General features: G+C 29.3%; 14 protein-coding genes. 7 read left to right on the top strand and 7 right to left on the bottom strand.

What is annotated here, in order from left to right; all coding sequences use genetic code 11:
- Window positions 1–18: 18 nt before the first annotated feature.
- The 7 genes from BM020_RS02070 to BM020_RS02040 all read left to right on the top strand — a co-directional run bounded on the left by BM020_RS02070 (window position 19) and on the right by BM020_RS02040 (window position 6,157).
- Entirely contained in the window at window positions 19–249 is a 231-nt protein-coding gene (locus BM020_RS02070; protein WP_012955149.1) for a 4Fe-4S binding protein, read from the top strand.
- A gap of 12 nt (window positions 250–261) precedes the next feature.
- Window positions 262–834: a molybdopterin dinucleotide binding domain-containing protein gene (locus tag BM020_RS02065; RefSeq protein ID WP_067145147.1), complete on the top strand. Its 573-nt coding sequence runs from the start codon at window positions 262–264 to the stop codon at window positions 832–834.
- Window positions 824–2,215, top strand: coding sequence for a formylmethanofuran dehydrogenase subunit B (locus BM020_RS02060; RefSeq protein WP_067145149.1), 1,392 nt, complete (start codon window positions 824–826; stop codon window positions 2,213–2,215). The genes BM020_RS02065 and BM020_RS02060 overlap by 11 nt, the downstream gene beginning before the upstream one ends.
- Before the next feature lie 10 nt (window positions 2,216–2,225).
- On the top strand, window positions 2,226–3,944 hold the full coding sequence (locus BM020_RS02055) for a formylmethanofuran dehydrogenase subunit A (protein ID WP_067145151.1): 1,719 nt from the start codon (window positions 2,226–2,228) through the stop codon (window positions 3,942–3,944).
- Between the two features lie 15 nt (window positions 3,945–3,959).
- A complete protein-coding gene (locus BM020_RS02050) occupies window positions 3,960–4,826 on the top strand; it encodes a formylmethanofuran dehydrogenase subunit C (protein WP_067145154.1) in 867 nt (288 codons plus the stop codon).
- A 427-nt stretch (window positions 4,827–5,253) separates the two neighbouring features.
- Window positions 5,254–5,556 (top strand): DUF2097 domain-containing protein, encoded by a 303-nt coding sequence (locus tag BM020_RS02045; protein ID WP_067145156.1) that lies wholly within the window; start codon window positions 5,254–5,256, stop codon window positions 5,554–5,556.
- A gap of 298 nt (window positions 5,557–5,854) precedes the next feature.
- On the top strand, window positions 5,855–6,157 hold the full coding sequence (locus BM020_RS02040) for a DUF2097 domain-containing protein (RefSeq protein WP_067145158.1): 303 nt from the start codon (window positions 5,855–5,857) through the stop codon (window positions 6,155–6,157).
- 85 nt (window positions 6,158–6,242) lie between these two features.
- Here the strand turns inward: BM020_RS02040 and BM020_RS09775 are convergent, their stop codons facing one another.
- The 7 genes from BM020_RS09775 to BM020_RS02010 form a co-directional block, all read right to left on the bottom strand.
- On the bottom strand, window positions 6,243–6,488 hold the full coding sequence (locus BM020_RS09775) for a TOBE domain-containing protein (RefSeq protein WP_327037144.1): 246 nt from the start codon (window positions 6,486–6,488) through the stop codon (window positions 6,243–6,245).
- Window positions 6,489–6,540: 52 nt separating this feature from the next.
- Window positions 6,541–7,125, bottom strand: coding sequence for an ATP-binding cassette domain-containing protein (locus BM020_RS02035; RefSeq protein WP_200781237.1), 585 nt, complete (start codon window positions 7,123–7,125; stop codon window positions 6,541–6,543).
- A 53-nt stretch (window positions 7,126–7,178) separates the two neighbouring features.
- Entirely contained in the window at window positions 7,179–7,976 is a 798-nt protein-coding gene (locus BM020_RS02030; RefSeq protein ID WP_067145162.1) for an ABC transporter permease, read from the bottom strand.
- A 234-nt stretch (window positions 7,977–8,210) separates the two neighbouring features.
- On the bottom strand, window positions 8,211–8,996 hold the full coding sequence (gene modA / locus BM020_RS02025) for a molybdate ABC transporter substrate-binding protein (protein WP_067145164.1): 786 nt from the start codon (window positions 8,994–8,996) through the stop codon (window positions 8,211–8,213).
- A gap of 679 nt (window positions 8,997–9,675) precedes the next feature.
- On the bottom strand, window positions 9,676–11,370 hold the full coding sequence (locus BM020_RS02020; protein WP_067145166.1) for a DUF128 domain-containing protein: 1,695 nt from the start codon (window positions 11,368–11,370) through the stop codon (window positions 9,676–9,678).
- A 286-nt stretch (window positions 11,371–11,656) separates the two neighbouring features.
- Entirely contained in the window at window positions 11,657–13,000 is a 1,344-nt protein-coding gene (glnA, locus tag BM020_RS02015; protein ID WP_067145168.1) for a type I glutamate--ammonia ligase, read from the bottom strand.
- Window positions 13,001–13,547: 547 nt separating this feature from the next.
- The gene (locus tag BM020_RS02010; RefSeq protein ID WP_067145170.1) at window positions 13,548–14,297 is read right to left on the bottom strand and encodes a HesA/MoeB/ThiF family protein; all 750 of its coding nucleotides are present in this window, start codon (window positions 14,295–14,297) and stop codon (window positions 13,548–13,550) included.
- Window position 14,298 lies beyond the last annotated feature (1 nt).

The raw sequence follows: 14,298 nt of genomic DNA, 5'->3' as shown, positions 1-14,298 counted from the left end.
TTTGATTGGTGATTATATATGGAACTTAAAGTAGATCAAGATAAATGTTTAGGTTGTGGAGTATGTGTTATTGCATGTCCTGTAAACGCTTCTATCAGTCCAGAAAATGCTGGTGGACACGGTTCCAAAACAACAGAAACTATTATGATGGTTGAAAATGGATTTATTAAATTATTCAGTGTGGACAAATGTGATAAATGTGGTACTTGCCAAATGTTCTGTCCTACTGAAGCTATATGGTTAGAATAGGAGTGTGTTAATGTGCATTATGCAAATACTTATTTAGAAAAACCAGTAGTTGGAGATTTAGAAAATGTAGCTCAAGAAGGTACTACTAAAGTACTTAAATGTATGTTAAACACTGGTTCTGACATATATCAAGGAGCTTGTAAGAAAAGAGGTTCTACCTTAAAAGAAGAATATAAAAATGTTTCTGGTACTTGTTATATGGATCCTCGTGACATGGTAAAATTAGGTGTAAAAAATTGGGATACTGTTCTTGTAAAAACTGACTATGGTGAAGTTGTTTTAAGTGCAGCAAAATCCAGAGATGCTCCTCATGAAGGTACTATTTTTGTATGTAAAGGTCCATGGGCTAACACTATTGTAAGTCATGAAACTTACTGCTGTTCAGACCCTACTTACAAAGGTATTCATGCTACCGTTGAAAAAACTGACAGAAAAGTTTTATTGATGGCAGATTTAATGAGATGGGTATACAAAAAATATGTTGATGAAGATGATGATGGTGTTGTTGAAAACATGGATTCATTAGGTGAAAGGCCAGTTTATAACGGACGTAAATGGGAGGAGTTGATTGATCATGACATATGAACCACCTGTAACTGATTACGATCACATTGTAGAAAATTGTACTTGTGCATTTTGTGGATGTAACTGTGATGACTTAGATTTCTTAGTAAAAGATGGTCATGTAGTTGCTGTAAGACATGCATGCAGATTAGGTGCAAGTAAAGTAATGGAAGATATGGATCAAAGATTACTTGTACCGATGGTAAGAAATGAAGAAGGAGTTCTTGAAGAAGTAGACTGGGATACTGCTCTTGATACTGCAGCAAAATACATTGCTGAATCTGTAAGACCTGTATTCTATGGTTGGTCTGAAACTTCTACTGAATGTATGAAAGAAGGTGTAGAATTAGGTGAATATATTGGAGCTGTTTTAGATAACCAAGCTACTATCTGTCACGGTCCAAGTTTACAAGCTATGCAAAACGCAGGTTATCCTATCCAAACTTTAGGAGAAGTTAAAAACAGAGCTGATGTTGTTGCATACTCTGGCAGTAATGCTATGAACTCTCACCCAAGACACATAGCAAGATATGCAGCATTCCCTCGTGGATACTTCAGACAAAGAGGTAGATTCGATAGAACTGTTATTACTATGGATCCAAAATTCTCAGATACTGCTAAAATGTCTGATAAATGGATTGGATTTGAACAAAACGGAGATTATGGTTTCTACAATGCTTTAAGAGCTGTATTAAAAGGTAAAAAATTACAATCAGAATCTGTTTCTGGAATTCCAGCTGAAGATATTTATGAATTAGCTGAAGAAATGGAAGCTGCTGAATTTGGTGTTCTCTTCTTCGGTTTAGGTTTAACTCACACCTTAGGTAAACAAAGAAACATTGATATTGCAATTAAATTAGTACAAGACTTAAATTCTAACAGTAAATGGGGACTTACTCCAATGAGAGGTCACTTTAACGTAAACGGTTTCAATATCTTTATGGCTTATGAAACTGGTTGGGCATTCGGTGTAGACTTCTGTAGAGGATATGGAAGATATATGATGGGTGAAACCAATACTATTGACTTACTTGTAAGAAAAGAACCTGACTGTTTCATGGTAATTGCTGCTGACCCCGGTGCTCACTTCCCTAACAGAGCAAACCAACACTTAGCAGATATTCCAGTTATTCAAATCGATATTCACTGGGGACCTTCTACTGAACTTGCTGATGTAGTACTTCCTGGATCTTTCATTTCTGTAGAATGTGGAGGTACCAGTTACCGTATGGATGGTGTTCCTATTTGGATGAAAAAAGCTATCGATAAACCTGAAACCTGTCGTGATGACGAATGGATTGTACGTGAATTAAAAGAAAGAGTAATGAAACTCAGAGAAGAACCTAACGTAGCAGATGAATACGTTCCTAATGAAGGTCTCGCATGTCTCTTAGATAAGTAAGGTGATTTTAATGGAATATATACTTAAAAATGGTATCGTTTACGACCCTGCTAATGAAGTAAACGGAGAAAAAATGGATGTATGTTTCAAAGATGGTAAAATCGTTGAATCTGTATCCGATGATGCTAAAGTATTAGATGTTACTGATAAAATAGTAATGCCTGCTGGTGTAGACCCTCACGCTCACGTTGCAGGACCAAAATTGGTTGTAGGTAGATTATACAGACCAGAAGATGAAAGAAAAGGAGTAGCTCAAAAAACTAAAGTAACCAGACCTGAAGCTGGTTTTTCTATCCCAAGTTCTCCTACCACTGGATACAGATACTCAAGAATGGGATATGGTACTGTCTGTGAAGCAGCTATGCCTCCTTTAGAAGCAAAACACACACACGAAGAAATTAACACTACTCCTAACATTGATATTAACCCATTACCATTATTTGGTAACAACTGGTTTGTAATGGAATATGCTAGAGAAAATAGAATTGATGATTTGGCAGCATTCATTGCAGCATTCTTAAGAGTATCTAAAGGATACGGTGTAAAAATCGTAAACCCATGTGGTTCAGAAGCATGGGGATGGGGTATGAACGTACATGGATACGATGACAAAGCACCTTACTTTGACGTAACCTCTAGAGAAGTTGTAAGAGCTTTAGCAAAAGCTAACGAAAAATTAGGTCTTCCTCACTCTATACACATCCACCCTAATGATTTAGGTCACCCAGGAAATGTACCAACTACTATTTCAACTTTAGATTCAGTTAAAGATATTGCTAAATCTACTAACAAAGCTGCTTCTCTAAGAGATCAAACTATTCACTGTACTCACTTACAGTTCCACTCTTACACTGGAAACAGTTGGAAAGATGCAGCATCTGGTGCTGAAGAAGTTGCTGACTTTATTAATAAAAATAAGTATGTAACTTGTGATGTAGGTCAAGTAACTTTCGATGAAACCACTACTATGACTGCAGATGCTCCTATGGAATATGACTTATTTAAGATCTCTGGATTGAAATGGGCTAACAAAGACATTGAATGTGAAACCGCTGCTGGTATCATTCCATGTATTTACTCTCCTAAAACTCCAGTAAGTACTTTACAATGGGCTATTGGTCTTGAATTGTTCTTAAACATTGAAAACCCATGGCAAGTATGTTTAACTACTGACCACCCTAATGCAGGGCCATTCATCAGATATCCTAAGATTATCTCTTGGTTAATGAGTGCTCCTAAGAGAATGGAAATGATTGACAATGGTGAAGTACACAAATGGGCATCTAAAAGAACTGGTCTCGCTGGTCTTGAAAGAGAATATGACTTCTATGACGTAGCTACTATCTCTAGAGCAGCTCCTGCAAGAATCCATGGATTCACTGACAGAGGTGCACTTACCCCTGGTTACAATGCAGATATTGCTGTATATGACATCAACCCTAATGACTTTGATCCATCTAGAAATCCTGAAGCTGTTGAATCTGCATTTAGTAATGCTTACTACACTATTAAAGATGGTCAAATTGTTGTTAAAGATGGAAACGTTGTATCTACTAAACAAAGTCACACCATCTGGACTAATGTCATAGGATATGAAGAAGAAGAGAAACAAATTATCGACAGTATAATGCCTTTCTTTACTCAATATTATTCTGTAAAATGGGAAAACTATCAAGTACACGATCACTATGTACCAAACCCAACTAGAGTGGATGTAGAAGCTAAATAAGGAGAGTGTTTATTAATGAAAACTATAACTTTTAATCAAAAGAAAACTTCTTCAATTGCTTTAGAATTTGATGAGTTAATCACTGATAACATTTACACTTGGACTGAAGAAGACTTTGCAGCATACAAAGTTCCTGTAGGAAACTCCAGATTCCCAATCACTGATTACTTCGATATCACTGTTGAAGGAGAAGCAGAATCTCCAGCTGAAGTCAAAATGATTTTAAACGGAGATTGTAACAGAGTAAAATACATCGGTTGTAAAATGAGTGCTGGTGAAGTAGTTGTTAATGGTGATGCAGACCTTCACGTTGCTGCACAAATGTCTGGTGGAGTAGTTACTGTATATGGTAATGTAGCAGCTCATGCTGGCCGTGAAATGACTGGTGGTAAACTTGAAATTCTAGGTAACACCAAAGAATTCTGTGGTGCATCATATATTGGTGAATGGAGAGGTATGTCTGGTGGAGAAATTATTATCCACGGAGATGCTGGAAAACAATGTGGTGAATGTTTAGTCGGCGGTAAAATTCACGTTTTAGGTGACTGTGATATTCTCGCAGGTATTCACATGACCAAAGGTACCCTTGAAATTGATGGTAATGTAAACCGTTGGCCAGGTGGACAAATGAAAAACGGTAATATAGTTATTCATGGAAAAGTTGGAAGATTACTTGAAGGTTTCGTAGAACAAGGAATTGTAACTGATCCTGAATTAGATGGTGTTACTTATCCTGGTAGATACATTGAGTACAAAGGCGATATTGCATTGAATGGTAAAGGTACTTTAATCATTGATGCTGAGAAAAACAGAGATAGATTATCTACTTGGATTGAAGAAGACGACGAATATAATGCAATTAGAGAATATAGAGCTCAATAAGCTCTTTTCTCTTTTCTTATATTTTTCTTCTTTCTTTATTTTTTTATTTTTTTTATCCAAAAGAGTTTTAATTAAAACCTTTTTTAAATTATTATCAATTAATGAATTTTCAAAATTTCAAGATTTTAAAATTTTTAAAATTTTTAAAATTTAAAATTTTAATATTTAATTTTTTTAATTAAAATAAAATAATTTAAATAATAAAAAAATAACTAGTCTAATAATTCATAATTTAATTAATTATAAGATTGTATTTTTTAATTAAATAGATTTCAATAAGACAATATGGATGATTTATTTATTAATCAATATTTTTATTTTATAAAATTAATTTCCTAATTAATTAAATTATCATTTGTTATATTTATTTGTTAAATTATCAAAGATATTTTTATTTTAAATAATGCTATCTAGAAAAGGTGTAAATATGGTCAATGAGATACTGATGGATCCGGATGATATTATAGAATATGTAAGAAATGAAGTAAAAGTTGATGATATTTTTGAATTATCATACAATCGTGTTTTTGCTCCAGGTACTGTACTTGGAATCACTCCTGAAGATGAGGAAACTGGTGAAGGTTTAATTCTTTCCCTTCAACTTAATGGTGAATTATTAAATCAGGCTGTAGATATTGATTTACATGCTGTTAAAGATGAAATCATTGAAGCACGCCATTTGCCTGGTGGAGATGAAGATAAACTCGTTATCATTGAAGCTACTTTGTAGTTTCATTTTCCTATTATTTTTTTATAATTCGATAATTAGTTTCAATAAATAAAAATTATTTTTATAGGTATGAATCATTTTAGTAAATACAAATAATTTTATATATTAGAAACAATATATCATAATGTAATCATCAACTTTGTTATAAGAAAATAAAAAAATTATAAATATTTAAAATTAGATAATATTTTTAAATAAAATTAGATAATGTTTTTAAATATTTTAATTTTAAATATTTTAATTAGAGAACTTTTCTAATTTAAGTTTTGAAATTTTAAATCAAATAATAGGTGAGAAAATGGTTGATAAAGAACTAACAATGACTTCTGATGAAGTTCTTGATTATATTAAAAATAATTTCGAAGAATACGATAAAGTTGAAATTGCATATAACCGTGTTTCTGCAGAAGGAGAAGTTTTAGGTGTAGATCTTTCTGATTATAGAGGAAAACCAAGTTGTAGAGTGATGATTGCTTTAGATGGTGAAATTATTTCTGATACCATTGAAGTTGACTTTGAAGAGTATAAAGAAGATATTATTGAATTACACCATTATCCTAAAGATGAATCTAAGGAATCTGTTTATATTGAAGTAATTTAATTATCTTTTTATTTCTCTTTTTTATTATAATTTTTAATTTTTATCTTTTTATTAATTTCCAATCTTTTTTTATTTATTATAATTTTTAATTTTCTTTATGAATAGTATAACTATCTAAAACTCTTACATTCAGTGATTTAAATATTAAATAAGTTTCTTTACCTATTTCTATATCTAAGTTTTCAAATGAACTTTTTGTAAGCATTCCTTTAAATAAAGTACCATTAACATCTGTGCTTATCTCTACAACGGGGCCTTTTTTATCAATTTCAGTAACTATTCCTCTAATTTGGTTTTTTGCAGAGGATTCAAATCGTCCCTTTGAGAAGATAATATTTTCAGGTCTTATAGCTACAGTGACCTTTTCTCCTATAATAATATTTTTAATTAAAGTTATGGGTTACATGTAAGAATGTTGTTTTATATTGTCTTCCTAGTTGTTTAATCAATTTTGTTAATGTAGCTTGTGTACTTACATCAAGTGCACTGAAAGGTTCATCCATGAGTATTATTTTTGGCTCTACAATAAGTGCCCTTGCAAGTGCGGTTCTTTGTGATTCTCCTCCACTTAATGTTTGAATATCTCTATGGAGAATATGACTTATCTTCATCACTTCAGCTATTTCCTTAATTTTAGCATCAATTTCTTCTTTATCTATATTCTTTTTATTTTTTAGGCCAAAAGCAATATTATCATAAACATTCATATTTGGAAAGAGAACATGATCTTGGTAGACAATTCCAATATTTCTTTCTTCTGGAAGGAGATTATTTATAATTTCATCATTTAATTTTATTGTACCGGAACTTTCTTTATAAAATCCAATAATCGTTTCTAGTAAAACAGATTTTCCACTTCCTGTAGGTCCAATAAGTACAAGATATTCTCCTTCAGCTACTGAAAAATTAATATCCCTTAAGTGGAATTGCCCTAAATCTACAGATAAATTTTCAACTTCTAAATACATTTTTATCCTCTTAATTAATAGTTTGTTTATGATTATTGACTTAATTTATTTAATTAATATTGAAGGTTTTCATTATGACCATCACTTGCATATTTTTCCATAATTGCAATTGTAATAAATGAGATAATCACAAGTAATATTCCTGCTGTAATAGCCATATCAATATCTCCTGTTGAAAGTTGTAAATACATAGAAACAGCTAAAGTTTCAGTTTTCATAAGTATTCCCCCTCCAACGAATAATACTGCTGCAAAGGTTCCTATACATCTTGCAAGGGTAATAATAATTGTTGCAAAGAGACCTTGTTTAGATAATGGGAGTGTTATTTTAAGGAAAGTTTCAGTTTCACTATATCCTAAACTTCTTGATACAAATTCATATCTTGGATCGATATAATTAAAGGTTGAATGCAACATTTTAATTGCATATGGCAATGCTACAAAGTATTGTGCAATTATAATTCCAGTATTATTAAAAACAAGCTGTATCCCCCAGTCATCTAAAAATCCTCCAATTCCATAGTTACCTAAAAACATTAAAAGTGCAATACCAATTACAATTTCTGGAAATGCCATAGGTAAATCAAGAATTACTTTAAATAAGCTTTTTAATGGGAAATCATATCTACTTAATGTGTATGCCATAGGTATACAAGTTAATACAACAAGAGTTGCAGAACATAATGCTGTTGTAATTGTAAGCCATATTGCAAATAACATCTCACTGGAAAATAAAGAGTTAATAAATCCATCATATGAAGGTATTAAAAACATGCTTCCAATTACAAGAAATAATAATGCTGTTATGATTACTGTAATTGCTATAAAGCCTATTTCAAACTTTGACTTCATTTTTACCAACTTTTTATTTTCAAGTGATTAATTATAAAAATTATGATTTTATCCTATTTTTAATATTATATTTTTAAAAATAAATAGAAATAGTTATTAAGTTAATAGCTATTTAATAACAATAAATAACTATTTAATAACTATAATTATTTAAAAACTAAAAATAGATATTTAATAACTATAATTATTTAAAAACTAAAAATAGATATTTAATAACTATTAACTAGTTTAAAGTTATGATGTTATTTCGAATCCCCATTTTTCCCAAATAGGTTTTGCATCTTCAGAAACAATGAAATCTTCGAATTTTTGTGCAGAATCTTGATCTTTAGTAAATTTAAGAATTCCTATAGGGACAGTACTTATTTTGTTTTGATTTTCAGGAATTTCAATAACATCAATTTTATCTTTTCCTTCTTCCCAGACAGTCATATCTTTCCAAATGATTGTTGCATCAATTTGGCCAGATGCCATATAAGTTAATAATTGGTTTACAGTGGTGGTAGTTACAGTTGGGGTTAAATTACTAATGTTATTTTTTTCTAAGATTTCTTCAGTATTTTTACCAATTGCAGGACCTTCTTTTGCACCAATTCCTACTTTGATATCTGGATTAGCTAAGTCTGCAACTTTCTTAATATTGTGCGGGTTTCCTTTTTGAACTACAATTACTGGAATATTTTCTGTGATATTTTTTACGGTATCATTTTTCATATAACTGTTGTTCATTGCTTCTCCCATGTATTTGTAAGTAGCAGGCATAAATACATCTCCTGCTTTTTGGGTTTCAATAGTTGAGAATAATTCTCCACTTCCACCATATTTTACATTAACTTCAATATTCGGGTACTTTTCATTAAATTTTGCAACAAGATCTGGCATTACTTTACTAAATCCTGCTCCTGCATAAACATCAATACTTTTTTTATCCTCAGAATCTGCTGCACTTAATCCAGTAACACAGATAGCAGATATTGTGATGAGTATGATAGCCACTATTGCTATTTTTTTATAATCCATTTTAGCAAATCTCCTATTTGAATATTCTAAAATTAATTTCCAAGCTTAATTTTTTAATCTAATATTTTAATTTAAATTATTTTTTTAATTTAATAGTTTAATTTAAATTATTTGAGTTACATTAGTTAAAATACAAAATGTTTCTCGATTGTTATATTTATTCTTATTGTTTATAAAGCTTTTTAAATTTATTTAATTTTATTTTAATTAATTTATATCTTATTTTTTAAGGTTAAGCTTAGATTTATCCTGTATTTATTAAAATAAGGAATATCGTTTATTTTTGATTATATTTTTTAAAAAAAGATTAATATTTATCATATGCTTTTAATGAATAATTTAAATAGCCATATTTTTTAAATAAGTTGTTAGTTAGTGTAATACATAATATAAATTATTTTAAACTCATATTATAATTTATAAAAAAATTATTTTTCATATGTGTTAATATCGAATAAATTTTTAAAAAAATTATAAATAAGAATTAAAATCTTGATATAAACTTATTTATTTTCGTCATTAATTAGTTTTTATTTTTAAAAAATAAGACTTTAGATTAGATATTGTGAAATTTAATTTATGATTATGATATTGTTAGTAAAATTAATTCATATCAATTCATTGTTATAGCTAATTTCTGCTGTTGAAATTATTTCTTGGATTGATAATGATTATTTTCTCACTGTTCATAAATTAAACCCATATCTTCAATTGCTAATATGGTTTCAGCTGCTTTAACCTCAATAGTTATTCCTTTTTCTTTTATAGCTGCTATTGAATTTAACCCACTTCCAGCAACTATACCAAAGTTATAATTATCTACCTTTGCATTGTAGACTAATTCTCTTGGCTTACCTACTTTAAATATAGTAAATCCATTTTCGCTTATCTTATTTAATATTTCTTCACAGTGTGATCTTGCAATGTATGGAACTTCTTTAATTGAGGCCAATATCTTTTTAGGGTTTTTCCTTTTTGTCATGGAAGTAAGATTTTTGAAAATAAATATTTTATGAGGATCTATTGAAGAACCGTTGTAGGATATCATTTCTACAAATAATGGTGGTTTACTAAGTTCTAATAATCCTCCATATTGGGGAGTACTCATAATACCATTTTTAATTAAAATACCGTCAATAGATAAACTACAAATAGTAGCTATTCCTACTTTTGCCTTATCAGTAGGATGATTCATAATACTAAAATGAGGGTTTATGTATTTTGGAAGGCTTTTATAAGCTTTTTTCATAATATTAATAGCATCATCTAATTCACTTTTATTTAAGTAAGAGATATTCGCTATAATGTTCCCTTTATTAGTTTCAAAATCGTAATCTACTTGATTTATTCTATTTAATGATTTAGTAAGTATGAATGGTGTTTTCTTATAATCTATTTTTTTTGCAGGCTTTATTTTATATTTTGAAGATTCAAGTTCTTTTAACTTGTTATAATCAATAAATTCCTCTCCAGTTTTTATATCAACATTGCAATCCATTTCTTGAGCTGCACAAAATGGAGTAATTCCTCCAATAATAGATATTCCAACCATACCTTCAGGTACTGGAATTCCTAAAATATTTTCACTGATATTGCCAATTTCTAAAACACCACTGATTCCTAGCTTTTCAAGTTTTTGGATGATTTGCTTTACTTTATCAATACTATTTCCAGGAATAATCCTAAAGTTTGCAGGAATTGTTCCTGTTCCTTCTTCTACAACATCTAAAACTGAAGTCATATCTTTTGCTATAAATGCATCTAAAGGTGTAATTGAAGTTTTCTTATATGAAATTAATTCTGAAAATTTAGTGGGATGATAGTCTTCTATCTCAACAAGTCCTCCATATTGGGGAATTGAAGGTATTCCATTTTTTAAAAAGACTCCATCTATTGTAGTACCGCAGATAGTCTTCATGAGATATCCTTTTTTTCCATTGATTTCAGTTTTCTGCATATTGATTAAGGGACTAACACAAAATCCTGAGGCAAATACTTCTTTAATTATATCAAAAGCTTTATTATCTAGGATATTTGAAGTGTTTACAATGACATTTCCTTCTTTTTTATTATAATCAAAATCAGTTAAGTATATTCTCTCTTCAAATTTTGAAAATGTGAAATCTACTTGATCGTAGATTAAACCTTTTTCCAATTTACTTTTTCCAAGTTCAGTTATCACTCTACCAGAATATCCTTTTTTCTCAGTGTATCCTTTTTCATCAAGAATTTGCATATGATAACGTACTGCTCTTTCACCTAGATTATATCCTTTAGTTTTAAGTTCGTCAGCTATTACTTTTGAACCTATTGCTTTTTCCTGATTATTAAGAATTCTTAGAATTTCTATCATTCTATGTTCAGATTCTGACATGCAATCTCCTACTTTTTATGAAATTGGAATCATAATAATTTTTTAAAATATTTTTTATAAAAATGATTATAAAATTAGTTTTTTAAAATGAAAAAATTAAGATAGCTATTTTTATATTATTAGTTTTTTAGAATGAAAAAATTAAGATAGCTATTTTTATATTATTAGTTTTTTATAATAAAAAAATTAAGATAGCTATTTTTATATTATTAGTTTTTTAAAATGAAAAAATTAAGATAGCTATTCTATATTTTAGTAAATAGCTAGTAATGTCTAGATACTTAAATTATAAGTTTAAATATTTTTTATGTTCGTAATTAAATACTTGGACTCTGTATTCGTCCCATTCTTTGTATTTTGCATCTAAAAATGCATTGAATATATGTTCACCAAGTGCTTCTTTAAGAATTTCACTATTTTCAAAGGTGTGGTATGCTTCCCATAAACTGGAAGGTAATAATTCAATACCTTTTTCTTCTCTTTCTTCTTCACTTAATTCATAAATATTGATTTCAAAAGATTCTCCAGGGTCAATTTTATTTTTAATACCGTCCATTCCAGCTTCTAACATTGCTGTAAATGCAAGGTAAGGGTTACAGGTTGGGTCTGGGCTTCTGTATTCAATACGAGTAGCTTTTCCACGTGCAGCTGGAACTCTTATTAAAGTAGACCTATTTTGAATACCATAGGAAATGTATACTGGAGCTTCATAGCCGGGAACTAATCTTTTATATGAATTTACGATAGGGTTAGTAATTGCAGTAAGTGCTGCAGAGTGTTTTAATAATCCTCCAATAAACCACAGTGCCTCTTGAGATAATTTATTTTCGGCATTTTCATCGTAGAAAATATTTTTACCATCTTTAAATAAACTTTGGTGGCAGTGCATTCCACTTCCACTTTCTCCAAAGAATGGCTTTGGCATGAAAGTTACTTTGTAGTCGAATCCATCAAAATATGCCATATTTGCTACAATTGCTTTAATTGCTTGTTTAAATGTAATTACTGCATCTGCAGTTTTTAATGCATCATCAAATTTAAATGCAATTTCATTTTGACCTGGACCTACTTCGTGGTGACTTGCTTCAACTTCAAAACCTAATTCTTGTAAATTAGTAGTTATTTCTCTTCTAAAATCAGTTCCTTTATCGGTAGGTTCTACATCAAAGTATCCTGCATCATCATGGGGAATTGGATTTCCCTCATCATCAGTATCTACAATAAAGAATTCTGGTTCTGGACCTATATTGTAGGTATATCCTTCTTTTTTAATTTTAGCTAAAGCTTTTTTAAGAATTCCTCTTGGATCTCCTGCGAATGGTTCTCCATCAGGGGTGTAAATATCACAAATAAATCTACAAGATGCAGATTCTTCAGGTCTCCAAGATAAAGCGGAATAAGTGCTTATATCAGGTTTTAATACAAGGTCACTTGAGTCAATTTCCACAAATCCTGGAATCGAAGATCCATCAAAGAGAATTCCGTCATTAAGTAAATCTACCATATTTTCTAATTCACATGGTATTGATACATTCTTTGGAATTCCATGTAAATCAACAAATTGGAGCCTAATAAACTTAATATTGTCTGCTTTCATTCTTTCAATTACATTTTTGATTTTTTCATCCATTAAATCATTCTCCATATATTGGAATAATATAATTTTTATAATTAAATAAATATTAATTTTAAAATTAATTCAATTAATTATCTTTTAATATTCTTTAGTGAAAATATTCATAATAAATTCCTAAATAATTTTAAGAATAATTAATAATTAGTTCAATTAATTATAAATTTAATGATTATTTTTATTCACGGAAATATATTTCCAATTAATAGTATATTAATGTTTTTAAGATATTATTTCATCTAGTATATTATGTTTTTAACATATTATCTTATCTATTTTATAGTTTTTAAACTTTAGGGAAAAGTTTATTTTTTTTAATATTTTTCATTAATTTATATAATTTCTTATTAAAATTTTAAAAATATTTTATTTTTATTATAAAATTTTGAACAAAATTGGATTCTGATATAATTTTTTAATGAAATTTTATAAAAATGGTTGATAAATAATTTAAAAATTTTTTTTTTAAAAAATAATAGTTTTAAATGGGGGTTTTTAATTTTTAGAAAGAGTTTTATTAAAAAATAGTGGTTTTAGAATTAAATTACAATTCTAAAACTTTAAATGATTCTAGGCTTAATAAATCAAAATTAAGTATTTTAGGGGCATAAGTCACTTCTCCCAGTCCTGTGATTAATTTATAAGCTTCAAATGCTTCTAAACAACCTATAATGTTTGGAACTGGTCCAATTACTGGAGGTACTCCTTTAGCTAACTTTGATATTTCTTCTTTGGTCTGGTCATTTAATTCTTTTCCAAGAGATGGAAGTGAGAATAACTCTTCATAAGACTTTGTGTCTTTTGTAAATACGGTTAATTGTCCTTGAGTTCCATGAATAGCTCCATGAATGTATGGAATATCATTTTCTCTTGCATATCTACTTATAATTATTCTTGTATATAGATTATCTAAAGCATCTAAAATAATATCACAATCTTTAAAATATTCTACATTATTCTCATCAATAAATTCATTAATTGCAGTAACTTTTGTATAAGGGTTAGTTAATCTTATTTTTTCTTTTGTTACATCTGCTTTAAAAAGGCCTAAACAGTCTATACTACTCATTGCTTGCCTATTTAAATTAGATAGGTCAAATTCATCATTGTCTGCAATGATTAACTCTCCGATTCCCATACGTGCAAGCATTGATATTGTTTCTCCACCAATACCTCCACAACCGATTACTGCTACTTTAGCTTCTTTAAATCGTGTTTGCTGACTTTTAGTTACAATACCCATTTGACGAGTTGCTATGTCCCAATATCCAAATCCTTTATACCTTTCTGGCATA

It is taken from the genome of Methanobrevibacter olleyae (assembly GCF_900114585.1).
GTDB classification, from domain to species: Archaea; Methanobacteriota; Methanobacteria; order Methanobacteriales; family Methanobacteriaceae; genus Methanobrevibacter; species Methanobrevibacter olleyae.
This window is presented reverse-complemented; position numbering and strand designations above follow the sequence as displayed.

Excerpts from the sequence above, each read along its gene's own strand:
- BM020_RS02050 (WP_067145154.1), top strand. The coding sequence starts at position 3,960 with ATGAAAACTATAACTTTTAATCAAAAGAAAACTTCTTCAATTGCTTTA.
- BM020_RS02055 (WP_067145151.1), top strand. The coding sequence starts at position 2,226 with ATGGAATATATACTTAAAAATGGTATCGTTTACGACCCTGCTAATGAA.
- glnA (WP_067145168.1), bottom strand. The coding sequence starts at position 13,000 with ATGGATGAAAAAATCAAAAATGTAATTGAAAGAATGAAAGCAGACAAT.
- BM020_RS02070 (WP_012955149.1), top strand. The coding sequence starts at position 19 with ATGGAACTTAAAGTAGATCAAGATAAATGTTTAGGTTGTGGAGTATGT.
- BM020_RS02035 (WP_200781237.1), bottom strand. The coding sequence starts at position 7,125 with ATGTATTTAGAAGTTGAAAATTTATCTGTAGATTTAGGGCAATTCCAC.
- BM020_RS02010 (WP_067145170.1), bottom strand. The coding sequence starts at position 14,297 with ATGCCAGAAAGGTATAAAGGATTTGGATATTGGGACATAGCAACTCGT.
- BM020_RS02045 (WP_067145156.1), top strand. The coding sequence starts at position 5,254 with ATGGTCAATGAGATACTGATGGATCCGGATGATATTATAGAATATGTA.
- BM020_RS02040 (WP_067145158.1), top strand. The coding sequence starts at position 5,855 with ATGGTTGATAAAGAACTAACAATGACTTCTGATGAAGTTCTTGATTAT.
- BM020_RS02020 (WP_067145166.1), bottom strand. The coding sequence starts at position 11,370 with ATGTCAGAATCTGAACATAGAATGATAGAAATTCTAAGAATTCTTAAT.
- modA (WP_067145164.1), bottom strand. The coding sequence starts at position 8,996 with ATGGATTATAAAAAAATAGCAATAGTGGCTATCATACTCATCACAATA.
- BM020_RS02060 (WP_067145149.1), top strand. The coding sequence starts at position 824 with ATGACATATGAACCACCTGTAACTGATTACGATCACATTGTAGAAAAT.
- BM020_RS02030 (WP_067145162.1), bottom strand. The coding sequence starts at position 7,976 with ATGAAGTCAAAGTTTGAAATAGGCTTTATAGCAATTACAGTAATCATA.